25 protein-coding genes and 1 riboswitch are annotated in these 25,823 nt (G+C 72.9%); of the genes, 10 read left to right on the top strand and 15 right to left on the bottom strand.

The window, feature by feature from the left end; genetic code table 11:
- The first annotated feature begins 44 nt into the window (after positions 1-44).
- The gene (locus AB0F82_RS15565) at positions 45-2,123 is read left to right on the top strand and encodes a bifunctional glycosyltransferase 87/phosphatase PAP2 family protein (RefSeq protein ID WP_362627489.1); all 2,079 of its coding nucleotides are present in this window, start codon (positions 45-47) and stop codon (positions 2,121-2,123) included.
- A gap of 10 nt (positions 2,124-2,133) precedes the next feature.
- Here AB0F82_RS15565 and AB0F82_RS15560 read toward each other — a convergent pair whose 3' ends face one another.
- Complete coding sequence (locus AB0F82_RS15560) at positions 2,134-3,075, bottom strand: GlxA family transcriptional regulator (protein WP_362627486.1); 942 nt, start codon at positions 3,073-3,075, stop codon at positions 2,134-2,136.
- Positions 3,076-3,182: 107 nt separating this feature from the next.
- Between AB0F82_RS15560 and AB0F82_RS15555 the strand changes: the two genes are divergently transcribed.
- A complete protein-coding gene (locus tag AB0F82_RS15555; protein WP_362627483.1) occupies positions 3,183-3,698 on the top strand; it encodes a PaaI family thioesterase in 516 nt (171 codons plus the stop codon).
- Positions 3,699-3,895: 197 nt separating this feature from the next.
- Here the strand turns inward: AB0F82_RS15555 and AB0F82_RS15550 are convergent, their stop codons facing one another.
- Positions 3,896-5,140 (bottom strand): cytochrome P450, encoded by a 1,245-nt coding sequence (locus tag AB0F82_RS15550; protein ID WP_356810304.1) that lies wholly within the window; start codon positions 5,138-5,140, stop codon positions 3,896-3,898.
- 242 nt (positions 5,141-5,382) lie between these two features.
- Here AB0F82_RS15550 and AB0F82_RS15545 point away from each other — a divergent pair, with 242 nt between their 5' ends.
- Positions 5,383-6,552 carry a steroid 3-ketoacyl-CoA thiolase gene (locus AB0F82_RS15545; protein WP_362627479.1) on the top strand — a complete coding sequence of 390 codons (1,170 nt, stop codon included), beginning with the start codon at positions 5,383-5,385 and terminating at the stop codon, positions 6,550-6,552.
- Between the two features lie 168 nt (positions 6,553-6,720).
- On the opposite strand, the gene AB0F82_RS15540 is transcribed toward AB0F82_RS15545, so the two are convergent.
- The 7 genes from AB0F82_RS15540 to AB0F82_RS15510 form a co-directional block, all read right to left on the bottom strand.
- Positions 6,721-7,176, bottom strand: coding sequence for a transglycosylase SLT domain-containing protein (locus AB0F82_RS15540; protein WP_362627476.1), 456 nt, complete (start codon positions 7,174-7,176; stop codon positions 6,721-6,723).
- A 258-nt stretch (positions 7,177-7,434) separates the two neighbouring features.
- Positions 7,435-8,301: an ECF transporter S component gene (locus AB0F82_RS15535; protein WP_362627473.1), complete on the bottom strand. Its 867-nt coding sequence runs from the start codon at positions 8,299-8,301 to the stop codon at positions 7,435-7,437.
- Positions 8,298-10,079 carry an ABC transporter ATP-binding protein gene (locus tag AB0F82_RS15530; RefSeq protein WP_362627470.1) on the bottom strand — a complete coding sequence of 594 codons (1,782 nt, stop codon included), beginning with the start codon at positions 10,077-10,079 and terminating at the stop codon, positions 8,298-8,300. Before AB0F82_RS15530 ends, AB0F82_RS15535 begins: the two co-directional genes overlap by 4 nt.
- Positions 10,076-11,236 carry an energy-coupling factor transporter transmembrane component T gene (locus tag AB0F82_RS15525; protein ID WP_362627467.1) on the bottom strand — a complete coding sequence of 387 codons (1,161 nt, stop codon included), beginning with the start codon at positions 11,234-11,236 and terminating at the stop codon, positions 10,076-10,078. The genes AB0F82_RS15530 and AB0F82_RS15525 overlap by 4 nt, the downstream gene beginning before the upstream one ends.
- Before the next feature lie 101 nt (positions 11,237-11,337).
- Complete coding sequence (locus AB0F82_RS15520) at positions 11,338-12,003, bottom strand: SCO2322 family protein (protein WP_362627464.1); 666 nt, start codon at positions 12,001-12,003, stop codon at positions 11,338-11,340.
- Positions 12,003-13,277, bottom strand: a complete 1,275-nt coding sequence (locus AB0F82_RS15515; protein ID WP_362627461.1) for a prenyltransferase/squalene oxidase repeat-containing protein — start codon at positions 13,275-13,277, stop codon at positions 12,003-12,005. The genes AB0F82_RS15520 and AB0F82_RS15515 overlap by 1 nt, the downstream gene beginning before the upstream one ends.
- 156 nt (positions 13,278-13,433) lie before the next feature.
- Positions 13,434-13,535: riboswitch (cobalamin riboswitch) on the bottom strand.
- A gap of 158 nt (positions 13,536-13,693) precedes the next feature.
- A complete protein-coding gene (locus tag AB0F82_RS15510; RefSeq protein WP_362627458.1) occupies positions 13,694-14,743 on the bottom strand; it encodes an MBL fold metallo-hydrolase in 1,050 nt (349 codons plus the stop codon).
- A gap of 183 nt (positions 14,744-14,926) precedes the next feature.
- Here AB0F82_RS15510 and AB0F82_RS15505 point away from each other — a divergent pair, with 183 nt between their 5' ends.
- Together AB0F82_RS15505 and AB0F82_RS15500 are read left to right on the top strand one after the other, a co-directional pair.
- Complete coding sequence (locus AB0F82_RS15505; protein ID WP_362627455.1) at positions 14,927-16,390, top strand: aldehyde dehydrogenase; 1,464 nt, start codon at positions 14,927-14,929, stop codon at positions 16,388-16,390.
- Positions 16,390-16,623 carry a ferredoxin gene (locus AB0F82_RS15500; protein ID WP_362627452.1) on the top strand — a complete coding sequence of 78 codons (234 nt, stop codon included), beginning with the start codon at positions 16,390-16,392 and terminating at the stop codon, positions 16,621-16,623. The genes AB0F82_RS15505 and AB0F82_RS15500 overlap by 1 nt, the downstream gene beginning before the upstream one ends.
- A gap of 47 nt (positions 16,624-16,670) precedes the next feature.
- On the opposite strand, the gene AB0F82_RS15495 is transcribed toward AB0F82_RS15500, so the two are convergent.
- From AB0F82_RS15495 to AB0F82_RS15480, 4 genes are all read right to left on the bottom strand, one after another.
- Positions 16,671-17,060 (bottom strand): hypothetical protein, encoded by a 390-nt coding sequence (locus AB0F82_RS15495; protein WP_362627449.1) that lies wholly within the window; start codon positions 17,058-17,060, stop codon positions 16,671-16,673.
- 6 nt (positions 17,061-17,066) lie between these two features.
- Positions 17,067-17,438, bottom strand: coding sequence for a VOC family protein (locus tag AB0F82_RS15490; RefSeq protein ID WP_362627446.1), 372 nt, complete (start codon positions 17,436-17,438; stop codon positions 17,067-17,069).
- 91 nt (positions 17,439-17,529) lie between these two features.
- Positions 17,530-18,120 (bottom strand): hypothetical protein, encoded by a 591-nt coding sequence (locus AB0F82_RS15485; protein ID WP_362627443.1) that lies wholly within the window; start codon positions 18,118-18,120, stop codon positions 17,530-17,532.
- Positions 18,121-18,963: 843 nt separating this feature from the next.
- Positions 18,964-19,587 (bottom strand): TetR family transcriptional regulator, encoded by a 624-nt coding sequence (locus AB0F82_RS15480; protein WP_362627440.1) that lies wholly within the window; start codon positions 19,585-19,587, stop codon positions 18,964-18,966.
- Positions 19,588-19,804: 217 nt separating this feature from the next.
- On the opposite strand from AB0F82_RS15480, the gene AB0F82_RS15475 reads away from it, so the two are divergent.
- The 3 genes from AB0F82_RS15475 (at position 19,805) to AB0F82_RS15465 (ending at position 22,996) form a co-directional block, all read left to right on the top strand.
- Complete coding sequence (locus tag AB0F82_RS15475) at positions 19,805-21,118, top strand: glycosyltransferase family 4 protein (RefSeq protein ID WP_362627437.1); 1,314 nt, start codon at positions 19,805-19,807, stop codon at positions 21,116-21,118.
- Between the two features lie 64 nt (positions 21,119-21,182).
- Positions 21,183-21,917, top strand: coding sequence for a class I SAM-dependent methyltransferase (locus AB0F82_RS15470; protein ID WP_356810288.1), 735 nt, complete (start codon positions 21,183-21,185; stop codon positions 21,915-21,917).
- A complete protein-coding gene (locus tag AB0F82_RS15465; RefSeq protein WP_362627434.1) occupies positions 21,914-22,996 on the top strand; it encodes a prenyltransferase/squalene oxidase repeat-containing protein in 1,083 nt (360 codons plus the stop codon). The genes AB0F82_RS15470 and AB0F82_RS15465 overlap by 4 nt, the downstream gene beginning before the upstream one ends.
- A 72-nt stretch (positions 22,997-23,068) precedes the next feature.
- On the opposite strand, the gene AB0F82_RS15460 is transcribed toward AB0F82_RS15465, so the two are convergent.
- Positions 23,069-23,371 carry a hypothetical protein gene (locus AB0F82_RS15460; protein WP_362627431.1) on the bottom strand — a complete coding sequence of 101 codons (303 nt, stop codon included), beginning with the start codon at positions 23,369-23,371 and terminating at the stop codon, positions 23,069-23,071.
- A 178-nt stretch (positions 23,372-23,549) separates the two neighbouring features.
- Here AB0F82_RS15460 and AB0F82_RS15455 point away from each other — a divergent pair, with 178 nt between their 5' ends.
- Together AB0F82_RS15455 and AB0F82_RS15450 are read left to right on the top strand one after the other, a co-directional pair.
- Positions 23,550-24,119: a hypothetical protein gene (locus AB0F82_RS15455; RefSeq protein WP_362627690.1), complete on the top strand. Its 570-nt coding sequence runs from the start codon at positions 23,550-23,552 to the stop codon at positions 24,117-24,119.
- An 80-nt stretch (positions 24,120-24,199) separates the two neighbouring features.
- Complete coding sequence (locus AB0F82_RS15450; RefSeq protein WP_356810285.1) at positions 24,200-24,583, top strand: hypothetical protein; 384 nt, start codon at positions 24,200-24,202, stop codon at positions 24,581-24,583.
- A gap of 29 nt (positions 24,584-24,612) precedes the next feature.
- Here AB0F82_RS15450 and AB0F82_RS15445 read toward each other — a convergent pair whose 3' ends face one another.
- Positions 24,613-25,623 (bottom strand): LLM class F420-dependent oxidoreductase, encoded by a 1,011-nt coding sequence (locus AB0F82_RS15445; protein WP_362627428.1) that lies wholly within the window; start codon positions 25,621-25,623, stop codon positions 24,613-24,615.
- Positions 25,624-25,823: the final 200 nt, after the last annotated feature.

Here is a 25,823-nt window from a genome sequence, read left to right as displayed (position 1 = left end):
GCGAAGTCGGGGTTGCGGTCAACACGGCGGGAGGCCGGCGAGGCGTGGCGAACGCGGCAGAGCACAGCACAGCGGACGGACATGCCGGGGTCATAGGCGGTAACAGCAGGCTCGGCGCGGCGCGTCTCCTCCTGTGGGCCCTGGCCGGCGCCCTCGCCGTCAGACAGGCCGCCGCGGTGCTGCGCGTGCCACCCGCCGAGTGGCTGGGCGGCCTCCACCTCCCCGGCAGCCTTCCGAGTTCGGGCGGCGGCTCCGGCGGCGGCGCGGTCACCTCGGTCTACGACGTCGGACAGTTCGCCGGCACCCCCTTCGCCGGACTGGTCCTCAAGCCGCTCGTCGGCCTCGCCGCGCCCTCCCTGGAGGTCGCCTGGACCTGCGTGACGCTGCTGTTCGTCGCCGCCATGGGGCTCGTCGCCGCCCGCGGCCTGCCCGACCCCGTGCCGCGCCGCACCGCGCTGCTCGCCGCGCCCGTCCTGACGGCCCTGATGATGGTCTCGCTGCCCGTCCGCGAGGCCGCCTCACCCGGCCGGACCGCCGTCGTTCCCGTCCTGCTGGTGCTCCTGGCCGTCTTCCGCGTCCCCGGCGACCGGCCCGCGGGCTTCCTCGTCGGCCTCGCAGCCGCGCTCCAGCCGGCCCTGCTGCTCTTCGCCCCGCTGCTGTGGCTGACCGGACGCCGCCCCGCCGCGCGGACCGCCGCCGTGACCTTCGCCGCCGCCACCGCGCTGTCGTGGGCGGCCCTGCCGCGCGACTCCTGGACGTACTGGGTGCACCACCTGGCCGGCACCGGCCTCGGCGGCGCCCCCGACGGCCTCGCCAACCAGTCCGTGCACGGCGCGCTGCTGCGCCTCGGCCTGACCGGGCCGGCCGAGGTCCTGCTGTACGCCGCCCTCGCGTGCCTCATCGTCTGGTCCGGCCTGCGCCGCGCGGTCCGCTACGCCCGCGACGGCCAGCTGCTGCTGGCCGTCGCCGTCACCGGCTGCGTGGCCGTCGCCGTGTCCCCGACCGGCTGGCGCCACCAGCTGCTGTGGGTGCTGCTCGCCGTCGCCGGCAAGATCGGCAAGCGCGCCGCCGACCGGCGCGTGTGGCCGGTCGCCGTCGTCCTCGCCATGACCCTGCCGAGCACGGTCCTGCTGCCGAACCTGACCGCGCTGGCCCCCGTACGCGACAACGTGCTGCTGCTCACCGCGGTCGCCGCGGCCTGCGCGGTGCCGTTCCTGCCGCGCTCGTCGCCGTACTGGCGTGACCCCGTCCCCACCGACTACGGGCGGCCGGCGCAGGCCCGCTGGTCGCGCGTGCCGCTGCTGCCGTTCTGGCGGCGCGTGCTGTCCCGCCCGAACCTCCTGCTGGAACTGCTGCTGATACGGGTCGGCTACTCGCTCTACTCCCACATCCGGGCCGCCGCGCCCACGAGCCGCTCCCTCGCCGAGGGCAACGGCAGCGAGATCCTGGGCATCGAGCGGGCGCTGGGCATCGACATCGAGCACGCCGTGAACCACGCCGTGGTGGACACACCCTGGTTGGAGGCCTTCTTCGACTTCTACTACACCTCCTTCCACTTCGTGGTCCCGCTGACGATCCTGGCGGTCCTGTACTGGCGGCGCCCCGGCGACTACCGCTGGGCCCGCGCCTCCCTGGGCCTGGCCACCGTCCTCGCCCTCGCCGGCTTCTGGCTCTACCCGCTCGCACCGCCGCGCCTGATGCCGGGCCTCGGCTTCGTCGACACCGTGCACGGTCCGCAGGACCTCGCCAACCCGTCGTACGGGGCGATGACCGCGATCTCCAACCAGTACGCGGCGATGCCCTCGCTGCACTTCGGCTGGTCGCTGTGGTGCGGGATCGTGATCGTGGTGTTGGCCCCGAAGGGCTGGCAGAAGCTGCTGGGGGCACTGCACCCGCTGATCACGGTGTGCGCGATCGTCGCCACCGCCAACCACTGGGTGCTGGACGCGGTCGGCGGAGCAGCCGTCGTCGCCGCCGGCTTCGGGCTCGTCCACGCGCTGTCCGGGCCGCGCGGCCTGCACGTGAGCGTCCCGGCGCAGCGCGCCGACGGCGTGGAACGGGAGGCGCCCGACACGCCCGACACGGCACCCGCCGCCCAGCCCGTTGCGGGGTCGCGCCCCTGAGGGCAGCCCGTCAGCCACCGCCGCGCCGTCTGCGCAGCAGCGTGCGCAGCGGCCCCGGGCTCTCGTACCCGACCCGCCGGGCTACCGCCGCCAGCGGCAGGTCCGTGGTGCGCAGCAGGTGTTCGGCCTGTTCCACCCGCAGGTCCTGCACCAGCCCGACCGGCGTGCGGCCGAGCGTACGGGCGACCGCGCGCTGGAGGGTGCGCTCGCTGACGCCGAGGTCCCGGGCCGCGTCCGCGATCGGAGCCGGGTCGGCGAGGCGGGTCCGCGCCCACTGCTCGAAGGCGGCGACGAGCGGGTCGTGGCGGGCCAGCGCGCTGGGGATGGCGTACGCGGCCTGCGAGGCCCGGTCGTCGACGACGAGGTAGCGGCGGACCAGGTCCGCGAGGGCGGGGCTGCGCGCCCCGACGATCGACAGGGCCAGGTCGAGGTGGCCGAACGCGGCGCCCGCCGTGGTCACCCCGCCGGAGCTGACGACCATGCGCGTCTCCTCCAGCGTGACCCGGCGGTAGCGGTCCCGGAAGAGGGGGGCCAGCCACCAGCTGGTCGTCGCCCGCTGCCCGTCCAGCACTCCGGCCTCGGCCAGCAGGAACGTTCCGGTGCAGGAGGTGGCGAGCGGGGTGCCGCGCTCGCGGGCCTCCGCCAGGATCCGGCGGGCCGGGCGGTACGCGGCCGACGCGACGGCCTCGACCAGGGCCTCCGGGCGGCGTTCCCTCAACGCGGGCACCACCAACAGGTCCGCGTCCTCGGCCACGGCGGCCGGAGCGGTGTCGATGCGGTGGCCGAGGCCGGTGCGGACCCGGCGCCGCACGCCCACCGTCACGATGTCGAAGGCCGGCGGCGGTGCTCCGGCCACCCGGCGGCGCAACGCGTCGGCCGTGTGCAGCACGTCCAGGACGGCCGAGATGCCCGAGTCGAAGACCCCGTCGAGGGCCAGTACGGCGATTTTCACCGCTCCACGGTAGCGCCGGCCACCTCCTGCCGGGCTGTCGGAATCCGTACGGAAGCTGCCGGATCCGACACTCCTCGTTCGGCCGGGCGGCCCCTAGGGTCGTTGCCATGACCACGTATGACACCAGTGCCCCGCTCCGCAGCCGTACCCACAGCTGGCAGCCGAGGCCGGACATGACCCCGGAGATCCTCGGCATGAGCGGCCTGGAGATCCTCCGGGCGAGCCTGAAGGGCGAACTGCCCGGCGCGTCGATGATGAGCACCCTGGGGTTCCGGCTCACCGAGGCCGCCGAAGGCGTCGCCGTCTTCGAGGGCGACCCCGGCGACCACCTGCTCAACCCCATGGGGACGGTGCACGGCGGCTTCCTGGCCACCCTGCTCGACTCGGCGCTCGGCTCGGCCGTGATGACCATGCTCCCGGCCGGCACCGCCTACACCACGGTGCAGCTCGGGGTGCACATGATCCGGCCGGTCATGGCGGACACCCCCGCCCTGCGCTGCGAGGGCACCGCCCTGCACGTGGGGCGGACCACAGCCACCGCCGAGGCCCGGGTCACGGGCACGCACGACGGCAAGCTGTACGCCCACGCCACCACGACCTGCGCGATCCTGCGCACACGCTGATCCGGGGCGCGCCCGGCGCGGGCCGAAGGGGCGCCGGGGCACACCATGCCCCGGCGCGCCCCTTCGGCCGGATCGCCGCCGTGAGCGAGGATCACCCCGGTCGGTGGGTCCGCCACTCGAACGGCGGGGCCGGGCGACCGGGGGACGGCAGGGGCCGGGGCGTGGGAGGAGCGGCCCCTGCCGTCCTGGGTCACCGGTCAGCCGTGGCTGACCCGGAGCTCCTTGATGCCGTTGAGCCAGGCCGCGCGCAGGCGGCGCGGATCCTGCCCGGCCATCCGCAGGTCGGGCAGCGCGTCGGCCAGGGCGTTGAAGATCAGGTCGATCTCCATCACGGCGAGGGACTTGCCGAGGCAGAAGTGCGGGCCGCCGCCGCCGAAGCCCAGGTGCGGGTTCGGATCGCGGGTGATGTCGAAGACGTCCGGGTTCTCGAAGACCTCCGGGTCGTGGTTGGCGGAGGAGTAGAACATCCCCACCCGGTCGCCCGCCTTGATCTTCTGGCCGCCCAGCTCGGTGTCCTGGGTGGCGGTGCGCTGGAAGGACACCACCGGGGTGGCCCAGCGGACGATCTCCTCAGCGGCCGTGGACGGCCGGGTCGCCTTGTACAGCTCCCACTGCTCGGGGTGGGTGAGGAAGGCGTGCATGCCGTGGCTGATGGCGTTGCGGGTGGTCTCGTTGCCCGCGACGGCCAGCAGCAGCACGAAGAAGCCGAATTCGTCGGAGCCGAGGTTGCCCTGGCCCTCGGCCGCGACCAGCTGGGTGACGATGTCCTGGGCCGGGCACTCCTTGCGCTGCGCGGACAGGTTCATCGCGTAACCGATGAGCTCCATGGCGGCGTTGGAGCCGACCTCGGCCGTGATCGCGTACTCCGGGTCGTCGTAGGCGATCATCTTGTTCGACCAGTCGAAGATCTTCGCCCGGTCCTTCTGCGGTACGCCGATCAGCTCGGCGATGGCCTGCAGCGGAAGCTCGCACGCCACCTGCGTGACGAAGTCGAAGCTGCCGTCGGCGGCCGCCGACGCGGCCTCCTCGACGATCTTCCGGGCCCGGTCGCGCAGGGCCTCCTCCAGGCCGCGGATGGCCCGCGGGGTGAAGCCGCGCTGCACGATCTGGCGTACGCGGGAGTGTTCCGGCGGGTCCATGTTCAGCATGATCAGCCGCTGGGCATCTATGGCATCACGCTGGATGTGCTCGTTGAAGCGGATGATCGCGGTGTTGGTGGTCGAGGAGAACAGCTCGGGGTGCGTGGAGACGTACTTGACGTCCGCGTGCCGGGTCACGGCCCAGTAGCCCTCGTCGTCGAAACCGGTGACCCCCCGCCGCTGCGGGCACCACCACACGGGTGCGGTCTGCCGCAGCTGCGCGAACTCCGGGTACGGGACCCGGCTTTGGAGCAGGTCGGGGTCGGTGGCGTCGAAGCCGTCGGGGAGCGCGGGGCAGGACATCGGGCAACTCCAAAGTCTGACGGACCATCAGAAGTTGGCTCGAAGGTAGTAACGAGTTCTAGAAGTGACAAGGGGCGGCGCGCCAACTGTTGCGTGTGGAATCCGTGCAGGCCGCGTGCAAGACCCTTGCGTGCCGGGGCCCCAGGTCATAAGACTGCGGATAGAACTAGAACGCGTACTAGTTCGGGGCGGGGCGCCGGGACGGCCCGCCGCGCTGGCGCTGTGCAGGAGAGGACGAGCTCATGGCCGCGGAACCCGTCATCGTCGAAGCCGTACGCACACCCATCGGCAAGCGCGGAGGCGCGCTCGCCAACCTCCATCCCGCCTACCTGCTCGGTGAGACCTACCGCGAACTCCTCGCCCGTACCGCGATCCAGCCGGACTGCGTCGAGCAGATCGTCGGCGGTACCGTCACCCACGCCGGCGAGCAGTCCATGAACCCCGCCCGCAACGCCTGGCTCGCCATGGGGCTTCCGTACGAGACAGCGGCGACGACCGTGGACTGTCAGTGCGGCAGCTCCCAGCAGGCCAACCACATGGTCGCCAACATGATCTCCGGCGGTGTCATGGACATCGGCATCGCCTGCGGGGTCGAGGCCATGAGCCGCGTGCCGCTGGGCTCGGGCTCCAAGCACGGCCCGGGCAAGCCCTTCCCGGACGAGTGGAACGTCGACCTCCCCAACCAGTTCGAGGCCGCCGAACGCATCGCCCGCAACCGCGGCCTGACCCGCGAGGGCGTCGACCGCCTCGGGCTGCAGTCCCAGGAACGGGCCCGGACCGCCTGGGCCGAGGAGCGGTTCAAGCGTGAGACCTTCGCCGTGCAGGTGCCCACCACGGAGGAGGAGCAGGCCGCCGGCCAGGGCATGTGGCGCCTGGTCGACCGGGACGAAGGCCTGCGCGACACCAGCATGGAGGCCCTGGCCCGGCTCAAGCCGGTCATGCCCACCGCCGTGCACACCGCGGGCAACTCCTCGCAGATATCCGACGGAGCCGCCGCCGTGATGTGGGCCTCGCGCAAGATGGCCCGCGCCCTCAAGCTCAAGCCGCGCGCCCGGATCGTCGCCCAGACGCTCGTCGGCGCCGACCCCCACTACCACCTGGACGGGCCGATCGACGCGACGCGGGCCGTGCTCGGCAAGGCCGGGATGTCGCTCAAGGACATCGACGTCGTCGAGATCAACGAGGCCTTCGCCTCCGTCGTCCTCAGCTGGGCCAAGGTCTTCGACCAGGACCTGGAGAAGGTCAACGTCAACGGCGGCGGCATCGCCCTCGGCCACCCCGTCGGCGCCACCGGCGCCCGCCTGATCACCACCGCACTGCACGAGCTGGAACGCCGCGACAAGGAGTTCGCCCTGATCACCATGTGCGCCGGCGGCGCACTGGCGACCGGGACGATCATCCAGCGCCTCTGACCGCGCACGCGCGCACACCCCCGCGCGCAGGCGCCCGCGATCCCGTGGGATGGGATGCAGAAGGCCCCGGGGGCCGGACCTGGGGAGGCCGGCCGCCGGGGCCTTCGAACGTCTTGCTGCTGCTGCTGCTACTGCTACTGCTACTGCTGCGGCAGCGTGTGCTGCGGCTTAGTACCAGTGGTTGGCCTGCCAGAAGTTCCACGCCTGGACCGGGCTGCCGTAGCGCTCGTTCATGTAGTGCAGGCCCCACTTGATCTGGGTGGCCGGGTTCGTCTTCCAGTCGGCGCCCGCGGAGGCCATCTTCGACCCCGGCAGAGCCTGGACCAGGCCGTACGCGCCGGAGGAGGCGTTCGTCGCGGACGGGTTCCAGCCGCTCTCGTGCGAGACGATCTTGTCGAAGGCCGCGAACTGCGCCGGGTCCTTGATCATCTGCTGCGCGATCGCCTTCGCGCCCGTCGGAGCGGCCTGCGCGGGGACCGCGGCAAGCATGGAACCGGCGACGCCCAGGGCGAGGACGGAACCCGCGAGGGCCTTCTTGGAAGCGGCGATGCGGCGGATGACGGCGTTGGACACGGATGAACCTTCCGAAGGGGGCAAGGGCGGTCGCGGGCATGCCGAGGACATGCGTGAGCCACTCACGCGAGGGAGAGGGGTTCGTCGGCGGCGGGTGGAGTACCCCTGCCGCCCTGCGACTCATCCAGTTCTACAGACGCCCCGACGCCCTGGCAAAGACGCCGTCTACTAGCCCACCCCGCACTTCGGGACCGTCGACCCCGCTCAAACCGGGCGAATGCGCCCTTACCGGCCCTGTAGGGGTCCACTACCCGCCCTCGTATGTGACCTGCGTCCTGTGGGCCGCCTCACCGGCCAAGTCCCCGGAACTCACCCTCCGTGGTCGGCTGCACCCCCGTCGGTGGCAGGTTCACGGGCCCCCACGCCCCCGGAATCGAAGGAGCCGGCAGCGTCGAAGGCAGCTTTGCGAGTCGCCCGCCGCAGTGCCCTGAGCAGGGTGCCGCCGAGCGCGAGCGTCAGTACGACCGTGAGCGTTCCCCGGCCCAGGTCCCACCCCAGCGAGGTCGCCAGGTAGTACGCGACGAACCTCGCGAGGTTCGCGGCCAGCGGGTCCCCCGGATGGAAGGAGATGCCCAGCGTGAGGTCCTGGATGATCACCCAGCCCTGCAGGTTCATGACCGCCCCGTACGCGAAGGAGCCGGCGAAGCCGTACGCGGCCAGCATCAGCAGCTCCGCCCGGCCCCGGATCCGCTCCGGGCCCGGCAGCAGCCCGGCTCCCAGCGAGAACCAGCCCATCGCCAGCATCTGGAACGGCATCCACGGCCCGACCCCGCCCGTCAGCAGGGCCGAGGCGAACATCGTCACCGAGCCCAGGACGAAACCGAAGCCCGGACCCAGGACGCGGCCGCTCAGCACCATCAGGAAGAACATCGGCTCCAGCCCGGCCGTGCCCGCGCCCAGCGGCCTCAGAGCCGCCCCGACGGCCGCGAGCACGCCGAGCATGGCCACCGCCTTCGCGTCCATGCCGTTGTCGGCGATCGTCGCCACGACGACGGCGACGAGGAGCGGCAGCAGCGCCGCGAACAGCCACGGGGCGTCCTGGGAGTGGGCCAGTCCCGACTGGCGGTCGGCGAGCAGCGGCCACCCGAAGGCCGCGACGCCGATGAGCGAGACGAGGATCAGGGCGGCGGCGGCCCGGGGGCCGATCCGGACCGGGCGGCGCGCGAGGCGGCTCATCGGGTCCGCTCCGCATCGAGGGCCGAGGCGACCTGGCGCACCGTGAGCCAGTGGCCCGGCGCCAGCACCTTCGCCACCTGGGGGGCGAAGGCGGGCGAGGAGACCACGACCTCCGCCGTCGGGCCGTCCGCGACGACCTCCCCGCCGGCCAGGATCACCACGCGATCGGCCAGTTCGGCGGCGAGCTCCACGTCATGCGTGGCCAGTACGACGGCGTGCCCGTCGGCGGCCAGGCCGCGCAGGATCTCGATCAGGCGGGCCTTGGCGGCGTAGTCCAGACCGCGGGTGGGCTCGTCGAGGAGCAGCAGGGCGGGGCGGCCCGTGAGGACCAGCGCGAGGGCCAGCGCCAGGCGCTGCCCCTCCGAGAGGTCCCGGGGATGGACATCGCCGGGCACCCCCGGCAGCAGGCCGGCGACGAGGTCGCGGCAGGTGCCGGGGGGCGCGCCGGCGTCGGAGTCGGCGGCGGCGCACTCGGCGGCCACGGTGTCGGCGTAGAGCAGGTCGCGCGGCTCCTGCGGGACGAGGCCGACGTGGCGCACCATCTCGGGCGGCGGGGTGCGGTGCGGGGTCCGGCCGCCGACGGTCACCTCGCCGGTGGCGGGGGCGAGGCTACCGACGAGGGCGGCGAGCAGGGTGGACTTGCCGGCGCCGTTGCGGCCCATCAGGGCGATGGTCTCGCCGGGCGCCACCGTGAGGTCGACGGCGCGCAGCACGTCGGTGCGGCCGCGGCGGACGCCGAGGTTCCGGGCCCGAGCGGTGTCGCCTGCGGCGGGCTCGGCGGTTTTCGGCTTGCTCCGGCCCAGCAGGCGGCTGAGCAGACCCGGTGCCGCGCCGCCGCCGGGGGCGCCGCCCCCGGACCCCCGCGCCTCAAACGCCTGCGGGGCTGAAAGGCCGGGGCTCCGCCCCGCACCCCGCGCCTCAAACGCCGGCGGGGCTGGGTTGCCGGGCGCGGAGCCCGCCGTGTGCGACAGGCGGTCCCGCAGGGGTGCGGACAGGCGGCGGGCGTCGCGGACCGACAAGGGGAGGGGGGACCAGCCCGCGAGGCGGCCCAGGGAGACCACCGGCGGGCAGACCGGGGAGACGGCCATCGCCTCCGCCGGGGAGCCCAGGACCGGGGCCGCGCCGGGGGCGGGCAGCAGCAGGACGCGGTCGGCGTACTGCACCACCCGCTCCAGCCGGTGCTCCGCCATCAGCACGGTGGTGCCCAGGTCGTGGACCAGCCGCTGGAGGACCGCCAGGACCTCCTCGGCCGCCGCCGGGTCCAGCGCGGACGTCGGCTCGTCCAGCACCAGCACCTTCGGGTGCGTGGTCAGCACCGACCCGATCGCGACCCGTTGCTGCTGGCCGCCGGACAGCGTCGTGATCGGCCGGTCGCGCAGCTCGTTCAGGCCCAGCAGATCGAGGGTCTCCTCCACCCGGCGCCGCATCACCGCGGGCGGCAGGCCCAGGGACTCCATCCCGTAGGCCAGCTCGTCCTCCACCACGTCCGTCACGAAGTGCGCGAGGGGGTCCTGGCCCACCGTGCCCACCACGTCCGCGAGCTCGCGCGGCCGGTGCGTACGCGTGTCACGGCCCGCGACCGTGACCCGGCCGCGCAGGGTGCCGCCCGTGAAGTGCGGGACCAGCCCGGAGACCGTCCCCAGCAAGGTGGACTTGCCGACCCCGGACGGGCCGACCAGCAGCGTCAGCTCGCCATCCGGGACCACCAGGTCGACGCCCTGCACCGAGGGGCCTTCCGCTCCGTCATAGGTGACCGACACCTGCTCGAACCGGATCACTGCGACGCCTCCTTCGGCGGTACGGGGGCCACGAAGGCGGGCAGCAGGCCGATCAGGACCGCGGCCGCCGGCCACAACGGCAGCGTGGGCGCCACCAGCGGGACCACGCCCGGGTGCAGACCGGCAGGGTCGACACCGCCGGCCCGGATCAGCAGGCCCGCGACGGCCGCCCCGGAACCGGCGACCAGCCAGGCGCGCGCACCCCACCGGTCGGGCCGGTAGCGGGTGCGCACCGACCGGCGGCCGCCCAGCCGCAGACCTGCCAGGGCAGACGCCGCGCCGATGCCGAGCACGGGCAGCCCGTACGAGGCGCCCTGCGCGGCCAGCAGACCGTACGTGCCCGCGCACATCCCGAGCAGGCCGCCCAGGGTGAGGACGGTGGTGGTGTGCCGGACGGCCGGCGGTACCTGCGCCGTACGGCCGTAGCCGCGGGCGTCCATCGACGCCGCGACGGCGACCGAACGCTCCAGGGCGCCCTCCAGGACCGGCAGGCCGATCTGGAGGACCGCCTTGATCCCGCCCGTGGGGCGTCCGCGCAGGCGGCGGGCGGTGCGCAGGCGCATCACGTCGGCGACCATGTTCGGCGCGAAGGTCATGGCGACGACGACGGCGACCCCGGCCTCGTACAGGGCGGCCGGCAGGGACTTCAGGAGCCGGGCCGGATTGGCGAGGGCGTTCGCGGCGCCGACGCAGACGAGGAGCGCGGCGAGCTTCGCGCCGTCGTAGAAGGCGAAGACGAGCTGCTCGGCGGTGACCCTGCCGCCGAAGCGGATGCCCTGCGCCCAGGCGGGCAGCGGCACCTCGGGGAGGACGAAGAGGACGTGCGTACCCGGGATGGGCGAGCCCAGGAGCATCGAGAAGAGCAGGCGCAGGGCGACGACGACCAGGCCGAGCTTGAGGAAGGCCCCGTAGGAACGGGCCCAGGGCGCGTCCGTGCGGCGGGCCGCGACCACGAAACCGGCGACGCCGACGATCAGCCCGAGGACGAGCGGGTTGGTGGTGCGCGACGCGGCGGTGGCGAGCCCGAGGGCCCACAGCCACCAGGCCCCCGCGTGCAGGGCGGTGGCGCGGCTGCCCTGCGGCGCCTTCCATCGTTCGTACGACGACCGGCGCGGGGAGTCCGCCGCCCCGGGCCCGCTCCGGCGGGCCGGGGGCACGGGGGCGGGTGCGGCTCCGGTGGGTCCTCCGGCAGGTCCGCCGGCGGGTCCTGCGGTCGGTTTTCCGGCGGGTCCTGCGGTGGGGCCGGTCGCGGGGTGCGTCATCGGCCCCGGCGGCGGGACTGCCAGACGCCCGCGGCGGCCAGGACCGCCACCAGGGCGATGCCCGCCAGCAGTCCGGCGGACGGGCCGCCGCCACCGCCGCCCGGGGCGGACCCGGACGGTGCGGCGGACGGCTGCGCCGCACCGGTGTCGGCCATCTGCTCACCACAGCCGTGCTGCGGGTAGCCCGCGATCGCGCACAACAGCGCCGCGCTGTTGTAGCGCAGCGGCTTCGCGACCGCCGCCAGCGCCTCGGCCGTCGTGGCCTCCGGCGCCACCTGCGCGCATGCCGTGCGCGGGGCCTCCTGCGGTGCGACCTCGCCCGACGGGGCGTCCGCCTGCACACCGAAGTCGATGACGAGGGCCACCCGCTTGCGGCCCTCGACCGCAGCGGTGGCCCCGCACACGGCCTGGAAGTCGGCCGCGGCCCGCGGCTTGGCCGCCTCGGCCGCGGCGTCCTTGCTCACCGCGAAGCGGAACCCCTGGACGGAGCCGTCCGCGGGGCGGGCCAGCGACGGCCCCTGCGTGGCGTACGACCACTGGCCGCCCGCCGCGCCGTCCCAGAACGACCAGTAGCGGTAGCCGGCCGCCAGGGCCGGAGCGGCGGCCAGCAGGGCCAGGACGATGCCGAGGGCGAGGGTCGCGGCGGGCAGGCGGCGGCGCATCAGAGCCGGTTCTTCTTCCGGCGGCCGCTCAGCAGGATGCCGATGCCCACACCGGCCGCGGCGCCCGCACCGATGATCCACCACAGGTTCTGGCCGCCGGAGGGCTCGGCCTTCTCGCTCTCCACCTCGGTCGCACCGGTGTCCGCGCCCTGCGGGGCCGGGCCCGTCGCGTTCAGCGCGGCCACGAGGTCGGTGCCGCCGAAGGACTTCGGGTCGGTGCCCGTGGCGTGCGCGGCCAGGATCAGAGTGCCCAGACCCGCCGGGGAGTCCTTGGACCACTCGGCGGAGTTCGACTTCAGCCACTCCAGCGCGCCCGCCGCCGACTGCTTGTGCCCGGCCGCGGCCAGGGCGATCACCGCGTCGACGGTGTTGCCGGTGTCCGCCGTCGGCTGGTCCGCACCCGGGGTCACGGCCGTCAGGTGGCCGTCCTTCTTGAGGGCCTCGGCCAGGTAGCCCGCCGCGCCCTGGGCGGCGGCCGCGGCGCCGGCCGCCGGGTCGGCGCCGGCCGCTGCCGGGCAGGTCAGCGGGGTCGCGGGGGTGTCCGTACCGGACGGGACGACGGCCGTGCCTGTGCCGAGGCCGGCCAGCGTCGCCGCTGCCGTGGCATCGGCGTTCGCGAGCAGCTTGCCGTCGACCGGCTGGAACGCGAAGGCGCCCCGGTCGGCGGCCGGCTCGGCGGCGCAGCCCAGCTGGAAGGAGAGCAGCGCCTCGTACGGGGACTTGCCCGCCTTCGACTTCGTCTCGGCCGGCTTCTCGCCGGCCGCGGTCAGGGCGCTGATCACGATGGCGGTCGAGTTGGCGTCGGTGCCGCTGTCCATGGCGCCGCCGGGGTTGGAGCTCCAGCCGCCGTCCTCGTTCTGGACGGACTTCAGCCAGCCGACGGCCTTCTTCACCGTGTCGTCGTGGCCGCCGAGCGCGGTCAGCGCCTGAACGGCCGCGGCCGTCGCGTTGGAGTCGATGTACGCCGTCGCGTCGCAGTCCTTGGTGGTGTCCGCGCGGAAGGCGGCGAAGGAACCGTTCGCGCACTGCTGGCCGACCAGCCAGTCCACGGCCCGCGCGGCGGGCTTCACGCCGACGGTGTCCTGGGCGAGCAGGGCGAAGGACTGCCGCCACACGCCGTCGAAGCCGGGGTCCTTCTTGCCATAGAGCCCGGAGGGGATGACCGGGGGTGCGGAGGGGGAGGGCGGGGCGGTGTCGGCGAGGGCTGCGGGGGCGGCACCCACGCAGAGCACGGCGGAGGCGGCGAGCGCGGCGGCGCTGCGGCGGACGGTCATGGGGAGGGTGCCTCTCCTGCTGGGGAAACCGGGGCAGGCACGCACAGGCACCGGGCTCCGGCTCCGTTTTCCTCGACGGTGCCGGCCGCCGGGAGGACCGGCGGCACGAGCCGCGCACTCCGGTACGGGGCATTCCGGCTTCCCGCCCGGATGGTGCCGGGGGCGGGTCACGGTTGCGGGTCAGCGCCGGAATCGCACCGGCTTCCCCCCGTACGGGGTGTGGACGACCGCCTCACTCTACCGGCCCGTAGCCCCCGGGCCCGGGGGGTGTCGGCGGGATCACGGCCGGGCCCGGTGCCCGGGCACCGGGCTCGGGCGGCCCGGCCGTGCCGCGCCGGCGGCCCCGGCCCCGGGGGGCCTCTCCTCCGGTCATGCCGGGCCCGGCGTGGCATGCCGGCGGACCGGCAGGATCCCGCTCAGACCGCGCGGTACGTCACCGGGTCGGTCCCCGGGACCGCCTCGGCGCGGCCCTGCTTCACCAGCCGCCGCAGATGCGCCTCCGCTTCCGAGACGGCGATGTTGCGGGAGCCGTACGGGATCTGCTCCCAGGGCCGGTTCCACTCCATCCGCTCCGCGAGCCCCCACGGGGTCAGCGGCTCGGCCAGCAGCGCCCACAGCCCCGACAGGCGTTCCTCGTGGTGGTCCAGCAGTTCCCGGACGCGGGCGGGCGCGTCGGTGAAGGCGTGCTGGTGGGCCGGCAGCACCTCGGCGGGCGCCAGGCGGCCGATGCGTTCGAGGGAGTCGAGGTAGTCGCCGAGGGGGTCGGTGACTCGGGGGTCCTCGGGCGCCTCGTAGAGGCCGATGTGCGGGGAGATCCCGGGCAGCAGGTGGTCGCCGGAGAAGAGGCGGCCGTTGCCGGGGAGGTTCGCCGGATGCTCTTCCTCCAGGTGCAGGCAGACGTGTCCGGGGGTGTGGCCGGGGGTCCAGATCGCCCGCAGCCGGCGTCCGGCGAGGGGGAGCAGCTCGGCTGGGACGATCTCCCGGTCGGGGACGGCGGCGCGCAGTCCGGGCAGGGTCCGTGCGCGGCCGCTCGCGCGGGCGGCGCGCAGCGGGGCGATGTGCTCCTGGGGGGCTCCGGCGGCGGCGAGTTTCGTGCTCATGTAGTCGAACCACGCCCCGGGCTCGGAGGACCGGGTGCGTACGACGACCTCGGTGTCGGCGGCGTGCATGGCGATCCAGGCGCCGGACGCCTCGCGGACCTGGCCGGACAGCCCGTGGTGGTCGGGGTGGTGGTGGGTGATGACGACGCCGTGGACGTCGGCGATCGCGATGCCGAGTGCGGCGAGGCCGGCGACGAGGGTGTCCCAGGACTCGGGGTCGTCCCAGCCGGTGTCGACGAGGACCGGGCCGCGGTCGGTGTCGAGGACGTGGACGAGGGTGTGTCCGAGAGGGTTGTCGGGGATGGGCACCTTGATCCCCCACACGCCTCCGCCGTGATCGGTGACCTGTGACGTGTCCTGCGCCATGAGCCCTCCGCCTGTCGACCGCCGTCCTCAGACGAGAACGCGTTCCAGTAGTAGCCCAAGTCGACCATCTTCTCGGGATTCTGGCCAGTCGTTGGATCTTTTCGCTCTTCCGTCCCGGCCGTGGACTCCTGGAACTAGAACTGGTATCAGTTCGGGAACGCCAAGCCGCAGGAGGCCTCAGCCATGACGGAGCTCGTGGAACACGGAAAACTGTTCATCGGCGGTGAGTGGACGGATCCGCTGGGCACCGACAGGATCCGGATCGTCTCCCCCCACACCGAGCAGGTCATCGGCTCCGTCCCGCACGCGTCGAAGGCGGACGTCGACCGCGCCGTCGCCGTCGCCCGCAAGGCCTTCGACGAAGGGCCCTGGCCGCGGATGACGCTGGAGGAGCGCATCGCGGTCGTCTCCCGCATCAAGGACGCCATCGCCGTCCGCCACGAGGAGATCGCCCGCTCGATCAGCTCCCAGAACGGTTCCCCCTACTCCTGGAGCGTCCTGGCCCAGGCCCTCGGCCCGATGATGGTCTACGACGCCGCGATCACCGTCGCCCGCGACTACCCCTACGAGGAGCACCGCCAGGGCGTGCTCGGCCCGATCCTGGTGCGCCGCGAGCCCGTGGGCGTCGTCGCCGCCGTCATCCCGTGGAACGTCCCGCAGTTCGTCGCGGCCGCCAAGCTGGCGCCGGCGCTGCTCTCCGGCTCCACGGTGGTCCTCAAGCCCTCCCCGGAGGCGCCGCTGGACTCCTACATCCTCGCCGACATCGCGCGCGAGGCCGGGGTGCCCGAAGGCGTGCTGTCGATCCTGCCCGCCGACCGCGAGGTCAGCGAGTACCTCGTCGGCCACCCCGGCGTAGACAAGGTCGCCTTCACCGGCTCGGTCGCCGCCGGCAAGCGCGTGATGGAGGTCGCCGCCCGCAACCTCACCCGGGTCACCCTCGAACTCGGAGGCAAGTCCGCCGCCGTCGTCCTCCCCGACGCCGACATCGAGACCGCGGTCGCCGGGATCGTGCCCGCCGCCTGGATGAACAACGGCCAGGCGTGCGTGGCCCAGACCCGCATCCTCGCCCCCCGCAGCCGCTACGAGGAGGTCGCCGAGGCCCTCGCGGCCGCGGCCGGCGCCCTCGTCGTCGGAGACCCGCTCGACCCGGCGACGCAGCTCGGCCCGCTCGTCGCCCGGCGGCAGCAGCAGCGTTCCCTGGACTACATCCGCATCGGCCAGGAGGAGGGCGCGAAGGTCCTGGCGGGCGGCGGCCGCCCGGCGGGACTCGACCAGGGCTGGTACGTGGAGCCCACGCTCTTCGGCGACGTCGACAACACCATGCGGATCGCCCGCGAGGAGATCTTCGGCCCGGTCGTCTGCCTGATCCCGTACGGGGACGAGGCGGAGGCCGTACGGGTCGCCAACGACTCCGACTTCGGCCTCAGCGGCAGTGTCTGGACCGGCGACGTCGAGCACGGCATCGACTTCGCCCGGCGGATCCGCACCGGCACCTTCAACGTGAACACCTTCAGCCTGGACATGCTGGGGCCGTTCGGCGGCTACAAGAACAGCGGGCTGGGGCGGGAGTTCGGCCCGGAGGGCCTGAGCGAGTACCTGGAGCACAAGATGATCCACCTGCCCGCGGGCTACGAGGCGGGTGCCTGATGGGCGACCGCTGGCAGGTCGAGGTCGACCGGGGAGTGTGCATCGGCTCGGGCATGTGCGTGAACCACGCCCCGGACGGCTTCGTCCTGGACTCGGCGCGCCAGTCCCACCCGCGCAGCCCGCAGTCGGACGCGAGCGAACCGGTGCTCACGGCGGCGGAGGGCTGCCCGGTCGAAGCCATCATGATCACCCTGGCCGGCACCGGCGAACCGGTCTTCCCGCCGGAGGAGTAGCGTGGCCGTAGGGCGGGGGCGGGGCCCCCGCCCTACGGCCGGGGCCGTCAGAGCCCGTACGGGTACACCTCAAGCCGGGGCGGCACGAAGGAGATGCGCCGGCCGATTCTCAACCCGGCGCCACGGCAGGTGACTTCGACCAGCAGAACGTCCGAACCGACCCTGAGTACCACCACGGGGTCCCCGTGCCCGCCGACCCTCAGCACCTCACCGGTGACGACCACGCCGGCCGGACCGAGCTGCAGGTCGCACGCGGCCGTCGGCGGCGCGGGACCCCACTCGGTGAGGGGGCCGGGGACCGTGAGCTCCACGAAGGCGTCGGTGCCGGGTGCCGGAAGCCGGTCGCCCATCCAGTGGGCGACCGCGCTTCCGTGCCCGTCAGTGCAGCGGAAAGCGACCCGCCCGTCCTCGACGACCCGGTTCACGAAGACGCGCACGAGGGGTCACTTCCGCTCCGCGGCGCTCCGCTCGACGCAGAACTCGTTGCCCTCGGGGTCGGCGAGCGTCACCCACCCGGTCCCATCCGGCCTGCGGTGGTCGCCGACGACGGTGGCGCCCAGGGCGACGATGCGCTCCACCTCCTCGTCGCGCGTGCGGTCCTGCGGCTGGAGGTCCACGTGCACACGGTTCTTGACGCTCTTGGCGTCGGGAACCGCCACGAAGAGCAGCGTCGATCCGGGAGCCATGACCAGCGCCTCGGGGTCCCCGGGGAAGTCGTCGTCGGCGAGAGAACCGTCTAGGACGGCGGCCCAGAACTGCCCGAGGCCGTAGGCGTCGGAGCAGTCAACTGTGATGTGTCGTACGAGAGAAGCCATGGGCGGGACTATCGAACAGCCCGCCGACCCCTGTCCACCGAGATAGCACGCTCGGCGCGCGAAGCCCCACCCTCTCCCGGCGGACCAGGGGTCAGAGACGCCGGACGGGCGCGGCGGCTTCCGCCGACCCGTCGGCTCGGCCATGCCGGGCGCGCCGGCTCCACACCGTGTGTCCGACGAGAGCCACGGCGGCGACGCATGCCCCGACGCGAGTCACGTTCCAGGTCAGAGCGAATACCGCCCCCTCCGAGTCGGCCTCCACCCTCAACCGCTGAGTCGCCTCGAAGAAGGCGGTGAGAGGAACAACCAGACGGAACAAAAGGCCACCGACTCCGGGCGTTCGCGCTACGTTCCCCATGAGTCCCACGGGCGCGCCGAACACGAAGGCTGCTGTTCCCCACAGAAGAATCTTCCCCTGGCCGGAGGTGTCAGGCTCCATTCCGGCCGGAACGGAGGTGGCTGCTTCCATTCCCGCAGGAATGGTGGGATTCATATCCTTGAAAACGTAGTACGTGACCACGCCGATGGCCAACCCCAAAGACGCCAGCAATGCCGACTCGATCTTGGATCGACGGGAATAGCCCACCATCAATGCGTAGCAGGCCCACGGCCAGCCGCTGGAAAAGACAATACTCACGGCGACGCAAAATGGATTGTCCCATTTCCCGGCAACGGGGCCCACGAGGCCAAGTAGAAGACCTGCTCCGAGAGACGCGGCGACCGGCGCGACGCGAGCACGGGTCAAGCGTGTGATTGTTCTTCCCCCGTTCGATGGGTGAGCCCGACGTGGAGGTGGCGTCACTCCGGGCTGCACGGGCAGCCGAACAGCCCCGGAGTGACTCACCAACCTATCGCACACTCCGAAGAGTTGCTGCTTGGTGCGGCGATCGGAACCTCTGCCCGGGCGTGACGCGTACCGCCCGTAAGCTTCACCGTGGCGAGCGCCTTCGTCTGCTGGTAGTAATTCAAGTAGCATTACTTGTCGATTACCCCGGGGCTGACCCCTTTCGAGTACCAGCCGTAACGCAGGTGTCACCGTTGGACGGGCTGAGGCGTGCATGCGACTGCCGGCCTATGCCCTGCCACAGGGGCCCGCGGGCGCCGTCTGACAGGAGCGCGTAGCGATTGATGGCGGCTTATGACCAGCCACACGGGCTCGCTGACGCCGTTGTCGGGGAGCGCGTTGCGATTAGTGGCGCCCTGCGCTCTGCCCGCGCATCGCTGGCCGCCCCGTCTCTTGCTCGATCCCCCGGCCCGTTCCTTTGGGGGCTTGCCGGCAGTCTTTCGGATTTCCGGGGCGGGACGGTCGGTCAGGGGTGGAGCGCAGCGACATCACGTAGTGACGCGACGAAGGAGCGTCCTTGAGGGACCGGCCCGACACGGAGAGACGATGGGACTGACGGGAAATCCCCAGGACATCTCTGATCCCGACCGACGCGGACACCGACCCCCACAACCGCCGCCGCGCCTTCCACCCCCCGTCCGGCCGGAGCCCCCGCCCCCGCCCCGCCCTCCAGCGGTCGGTTCAGGACTTTTCCGGCGACGTCAGGTCGATCAGGCGGCAGACCGTTTCGATGTCGATCTTGACCTGGGCGATCGAGGCGCGGCCCGACAGCCAGGTGATCAGCGCCGAGTGCCAGGTGTGCTCGATGACCCGGACCGCCGAGAGCTGTTCCGCCGTCGGCGGGTGCTCAAGGCCCATGGCGTCCAGGATGATCGCCGTGGTCAGGCGGGACACGGTGTCGACCTCGGGGCTCACGCTGCGGTCCGCGAAGGTCAGGGCCCGCACCATCGCGTCGGCCAGTTGCGGCTCCCGCTGGAGCGCGCGGAAGGCGCGCATCAGGGTCTCCGCGACCCGGGCCGCCGGTTCGTCACCGGCCGGCGGGCGCTTGCGCAGCGTGGTGTGCATGTGCTGGAGCTGGTCCTGCATGGTGGCGACCAGCAGGTGCACCTTGGACGGGAAGTAGCGGTAGAGCGTGCCCAGCGCCACGCCGGCCGCCTCCGCGACCTCGCGCATCTGGACGGCGTCGAAGCCGCCCCGGCTGGCCAGCTGGGCACTCGCGTGCAGGATCCGGCGGCGGCGTGCCTCCTGGCGCTCCGTCAGGGGAGGCGACGCCGGTGTGGTGACGGCCTTCACTTCCGCTGTCATGTGTCCCGTTCCGTGTCGTTGCGCGGGCTGTCTCCGGGGTGATCCGCAGCCAGCATGGCAGGCGCCGCAGTCGTGGCGTGAATCACCTGCTCCACCTCTTACGGTGTGGTTTCCGGCCGGTAGATTCAATGCTCTTGGACGGATCAAGTCTGAAACTTGTTCTACATTATCCGAGCGGTTACGCTCCGGCGAAAGTGCAGCGAGAAGGGGGCCGAGAGTGACCGCTGAGGCCGTGGTGACGAGCCCTTTCGCGGGTTCCGCCGACGACGGCGAGCGTCCGCTGCGCATCGCCCTCCTCACCTATAAGGGAAACCCGTTCTGCGGCGGCCAGGGCGTCTACGTCCGGCACCTCTCGCGCGAGCTGGTCCGCCTGGGGCACTCCGTCGAGGTCATCGGCGCACAGCCCTACCCGGTGCTCGACACGGGCGCCACGCTCACCGAGCTCCCGAGCCTCGACCTGTACCGCAGCCCCGACCCCTTCCGTACGCCGGGACGCGACGAGTACCGGGACTGGATCGACGCCCTGGAGGTCGCGACGATGTGGACCGGCGGCTTCCCCGAGCCGCTGACCTTCTCGCTGCGCGCCCGCCGCCATCTGCGCGAGCGGGCGGGACAGTTCGATGTCGTCCACGACAACCAGACCCTCGGCTACGGCCTGCTCGGCGACCTCGGCGCGCCGCTGGTGACGACGATCCACCACCCCATCACCGTCGACCGCAAGCTCGACCTCGACGCCGCGCAGGGCCGCGTCAAGCGAGCTTCCGTACGCCGCTGGTACGCCTTCACCCGCATGCAGGGCCGCGTGGCCCGCAGGCTGCCGTCCGTCCTCACCGTCTCGGGATCCTCCAAGCTGGAGATCGCAGACCACCTCGGCGTCCAGGACGAGCGCATCCACGTCGTGCACATCGGCGCCGACACCGACCTGTGGTCGCCCGACCCGTCGGTGGCCGAGGTCCCCGGCCGCATCGTGACCACCTCCAGCGCCGACGTCCCGCTCAAGGGCCTGGTGTTCCTCGTCGAGGCGCTCGCGAAGCTGCGCACCGAGCAGCCCGACGCCCACCTCGTCGTGGTCGGCAAGCGCGCCGAGCAGGGCCCCGTCGCCCGCGCCATCGAGACCTACGGGCTCCAGGACGCCGTCCGCTTCGTCAAGGGCATCACCGACGCCGAGCTCGTCGACCTGGTGCGCAGCGCGCAGGTCGCGTGCGTGCCGTCGCTGTACGAAGGCTTCTCGCTCCCGGCGGCCGAGGCCATGGCCACCGCCACCCCGCTGGTCGCCACCACCGGTGGTGCGATTCCCGAGGTCACCGGTACCGACGGTGAGACATGCCTCGCCGTGCCGCCCGGCGACGCGGGCGCGCTGGCCGCCGCGCTGGGCCGGATGCTCGGCGACCCGCAGCTGCGGGCCCGTGTCGGCGCCGCCGGACGCGAACGGGTCCTGACCCGTTTCACCTGGGCCGCGGCGGCCAAGGGCACCGCCGCGCACTACCGCGCCGCCATCGAGCAGGCCGCCCGCGCCCGCCGCGCGCGGTGACCTTCCGCCCCACCCACACCGTCCCCACCCCCGTACACCCCCGCGACCGCGAAGGCAGGACCCCGTGCTGACCGTCGATTTCTCCCGGTTCCCGCTCGCCGCAGGCGACCGCGTACTCGACCTTGGCTGCGGCGCAGGCCGGCACGCCTTCGAGTGCTACCGGAGAGGCGCCCAGGTGGTCGCCGTCGACCGCAACGGCGAGGAGATCCGCGAGGTCGCCAAGTGGTTCGCCGCGATGAAGGAGGCCGGTGAGGCCCCGGTCGGCGCCACCGCCACCGCGATGGAGGGCGACGCGCTGGCGCTGCCCTTCCCCGACGAGTCCTTCGACGTCGTCATCATCTCCGAGGTGATGGAGCACATCCCCGACGACAAGGGCGTGCTCGCGGAGATGGTCCGCGTCCTCAGGCCCGGCGGTCGGATCGCCGTGACCGTGCCGCGCTACGGCCCGGAGAAGATCTGCTGGGCGCTGTCCGACGCCTACCACGAGGTCGAGGGCGGCCACATCCGCATCTACAAGGCGGACGAGCTGCTGGGCAAGATGCGGGCGGCGGGTCTCAAGCCGTACGGCACGCACCACGCACACGGGCTGCACTCGCCGTACTGGTGGCTCAAGTGCGCCTTCGGCGTGGACAACGACAAGGCGCTGCCGGTGAAGGCGTACCACAAGCTCCTGGTCTGGGACATCATGAAGAAGCCGCTGGCGACGCGCCTGGCGGAGCAGGCCCTCAACCCGCTCATCGGCAAGAGCTTCGTGGCGTACGCGACCAAGCCCCACCTCCCCGTCGGCGCGACCCAGTGAGCTCGCCCGGGCGTACCGAACACCTCGTCCTGGACGGCGTACTGACAGCGGAGCAGGCCGCCGAGACGGTCGCGGGCATCCTGGAGGTGCAGCGCGACGACGGTGCCATCCCGTGGTTCCGCGGTCACCACCTCGACCCGTGGGACCACACCGAGGCGGCGATGGCGCTGGACGCGGCCGGCGAGCACGAGGCCGCCGAGCGGGCGTACGCCTGGCTGGCCCGGCACCAGAACGAGGACGGTTCCTGGTACGCGGCCTACGCCGACCGGCCCGACGGTGTGGACACCGCCGAGCCGCAGGACGCGAGCCGCGAGAGCAACTTCACCGCCTACATAGCCGTCGGCGTGTGGCACCACTACCTGTCGACCGGTGACGACACCTTCCTCGACCGGATGTGGCCGTCCGTGTACGCGGCCGTGGAGTGCGTGCTGTCGCTCCAGCAGCCCGGTGGGGAGATCGGCTGGAAGCGTGAGGCGGACGGCACGGCCGTCACCGACGCGCTGCTGACGGGCTCGTCCTCCATCCACCAGGCGCTGCGCTGCGCGCTGGCCGTCGCCGAGCACCGGGAGGAGCCGCAGCCGGACTGGGAGCTCGCCGCGGGCGCGCTGCGGCATGCGATCCGCCGTCACCCGGAGCGGTTCCTGAACAAGGACCACTACTCGATGGACTGGTACTACCCGGTCCTCGGGGGCGCGCTGACGGGCGCGGAGGCGACGGCGCGGATCGAGGCGCGCTGGGACGAGTTCGTGGTCCCGGACCTGGGGGTCCGCTGCGTGCTGCCGAACCCGTGGGTGACGGGCGGCGAGTCCTGCGAGCTGGCGCTCGCGCTGTGGGCGACGGGGGAGTCGGACCGGGCGCTGGAGGTCCTGCGGTCGATCGGGCACCTGCGCGCGGACAACGGCATGTACTGGACGGGGTACGTCTTCCAGGACAGGGCGGTGTGGCCGGTGGAGCAGACGACGTGGACCGCGGGGTCGCTGCTGCTGGCCGTCGCGGCGCTGGGCGGGGACGAGGCCACCACGGAGGTGTTCGGCGGGGGTTCGCTCCCGGCCGGGCTGGAGCCGGACTGCTGCGGCTGAGCCGCGCCCGGACGCGAACGAACGGGGCCCCTCCCGCCGGACGGCGGGGGAGGGCCCCTTTCGTCGCGCGCGTCAGCGGCGGTAGAGCCAGCCGGCGATCGCGTGGCCGACCAGGACGTACACCACGGCGGCCAGGCCGTAGCCGATGACGACCTGGACCCATTCGCGGCTGAAGGTGAACAGGTCGTAGGACCAGCCGGCCAGCCAGCTCGCGGAGTCGTGGATGAAGTTGACGAGCTCGTTGCCCTGGTTGGCGTCCAGGAAGTAGAGCAGGATCCACAGGACGATCACGAAGGCAAGCACGTCCGCCACCAGAGCGACGGCCCGGCCTGCCTGACTGCTTCCTCGGGTGCGTACTCGCGTGTGTGAGGTCATGCTGCGCGTGTTGCCGCCCGGGCGCGTCGCAAACCCGAACGGGTCCGCCGGGTGGCGGGGGTGTGGGTGCGGGGTGAGGCTGCTGGGGACGCCCGAGTCCCCGGAGGAAACCGTGTCCGTACCCACGACCGTCCGATTCCGTCGCGCCCTCACGGCGGTGGTCCTGTCGACCGCGTTGCTGGCCGGTGCCACCGCCTGTGGCAGTGGCGGCGGTAGCCAGCGGGAGGAGCTGTCCGCCGCCTCGATGGGGGAGCTGGCTGCGCTCGCCGCGGCGGAGCCGGCGGCGGCGGAGGCCGACGAGCTGGCCGCCGCCACCCCTTCGCCGACCACGTCCGCCGAGAAGCAGAAGTTCGCCAAGACGCGTTTCGTCGCCAACGCGGGTCTCGCGGCGGGCGCGACCTACCAGTGGATCGTCAAGCCGTACCGGGCGGGCAAGTTCAAGAAGGGCGCGAAGGGCCGCACCTTCGCGCTCATCAAGGCGGGCCTGGCGGGCGCGTTCGCGTACAACCGGCTCAAGGCGGCCGCCGACAACGCCAAGGGCGACCCGCTGCTGTCGAAGGCGATGGCGCCGCTGACGGCGGGCATCGAGTCGCTGAAGGGGCTGGGCAGCAAGCTGCGCAAGGGCCAGGCGGGTGACGCCGACATCTCGTCCTTCGACGACGTCATCGGCAGTGTGAAGGAGGCCGGCAAGAGCGCGGGCGCCACGGTGACCGACAAGGTCCCCAGTACCTCCCAGCTCGGCGGCTAGCCCCGCCTCTCGGTCGACGGCTCCATGGTCGGGGCGGGCGTCACGGCCCGCTCGACCGTGGGGCTGTTTCAATGGGGCGTGTGATCGAGTACGTGTTGCTTGCCGGTGGGGTCGTCGGGATCGGGTGGCTGGTGCGGCGCAAGCATCTGGCGCGCGTGGGGGCCGGGCCCGTGCCGGGGATTCCCGGGATGGCGCGGATGCCGGCCGGGCAGGGGCGGTGGCGGCCGGGGCGGGTGTACGCCGACGGGGGCGCGGCCCGCTGGGTTCCGGAGCGCGGGGAGGCCGTGGCGCTGCCCGGCGGGCGGGCCACCGGAGTGCGGGTGCCGTCGATGAAGGAGGGCATCTCCATCAATCCCGCGTCGCGGATCGTGACCTGCTCCTACGACGGCGGGGGGAGCATCGAGATCGCCGTGATGCCGCTGGACGTGCGGGAGTTGCTGGAGGCCGTGCCGCAGGCGGACTGACTCGTCCGGCGTGGCGCCGCCCGCCGCCCTCAGCTGTTGAGTTCCGCCAGGACGCGCAGGGTGTGCGGGTCGGGGGCCGTGACGAGGAGGTCGGTGACCGGGCCCTTGCGCCAGAGGTCGAGGCGTTCCGCGATCCGCTCCCGCGGGCCCACCAGCGAGATCTCGTCGGCGAAGGCGTCCGGGACGGCGAGTACCGCCTCTTCCTTGCGTCCCGCGAGGAAGAGCTGCTGGATGCGGTGGGCCTCGTCCTCGTAGCCCATCCGGGCCATCAGATCGGCGTGGAAGTTGCGGGCCGCGTGGCCCATGCCGCCGATGTAGAAGCCGAGCATGGCCTTGACGGGGAGGAGTCCCTCGGCGACGTCGTCGCAGACCTTGGCCCGGGCCATCGGCGCGATCATGAAGCCGTCGGGGAGGTCCGTGAGCGAGGCCCGGTAGACGTCGGTGCGGGTCGGCGACCAGTACAGGGGCAGCCAGCCGTCTGCGATCCGCGTGGTCTGGGCGATGTTCTTCGGGCCTTCCGCACCGAGGAGGAGCGGCAGGTCCGCGCGGAGCGGGTGGGTGATGGGCTTGAGGGGCTTGCCGATCCCGGCCGCGTCCTCGCCCCGGTACGGGTGGCTGTGGAAGCGGCCGTCCAGTGCGACCGGGCCCTCGCGGCGCAGGACCTGGCGGATGACGTCGACGTACTCGCGCGTGGCGGTCAGCGGGCTCGCGGGGAACGGGCGCCCGTACCAGCCCTCGACCACCTGCGGGCCGGACAGGCCCAGGCCGAGCATCATCCGGCCGCCGGAGAGGTGGTCCAGGGTCAGGGCGTGCATGGCGGTCGCGGTCGGGGTGCGGGCTGCCATCTGCGCGATGGCGGTGCCCAGGCGGATTCGCGAGGTGTGCGCGGCGATCCAGGTCAGCGGGGTGAAGGCGTCGGAACCCCAGGCCTCGGCGGTCCACACCGAGTCGTAGCCGAGGTTCTCTGCCTCGGTGGCGAGGTCGAGGTGGGCCGGGGAGGGGCCGCGGCCCCAGTATCCGAGTGCGAGTCCGAGGCGCATGAGCGGGTCCCTCCAGCCGGAAGTGACGATGCGTCAGGTGACTGTAGGGCAACGGCCCCCCGCCGGGAAGGGCGGGGGGCCGTCGCGCCGGGCCCGGCTACTTGCTGAAGTAGCCGGTGATGTCGGCGATGAGGTCGACGGTGCCGGCGTTGTTGTAGAAGCTGATCTTGCCGTCCACGACGGGGACGATGACCAGGTTG

The sequence above is a fragment of the Streptomyces virginiae genome (genome assembly GCF_040638905.1).
Taxonomy (GTDB): Bacteria; Actinomycetota; Actinomycetes; order Streptomycetales; family Streptomycetaceae; genus Streptomyces; species Streptomyces virginiae_B.
This window is presented reverse-complemented; position numbering and strand designations above follow the sequence as displayed.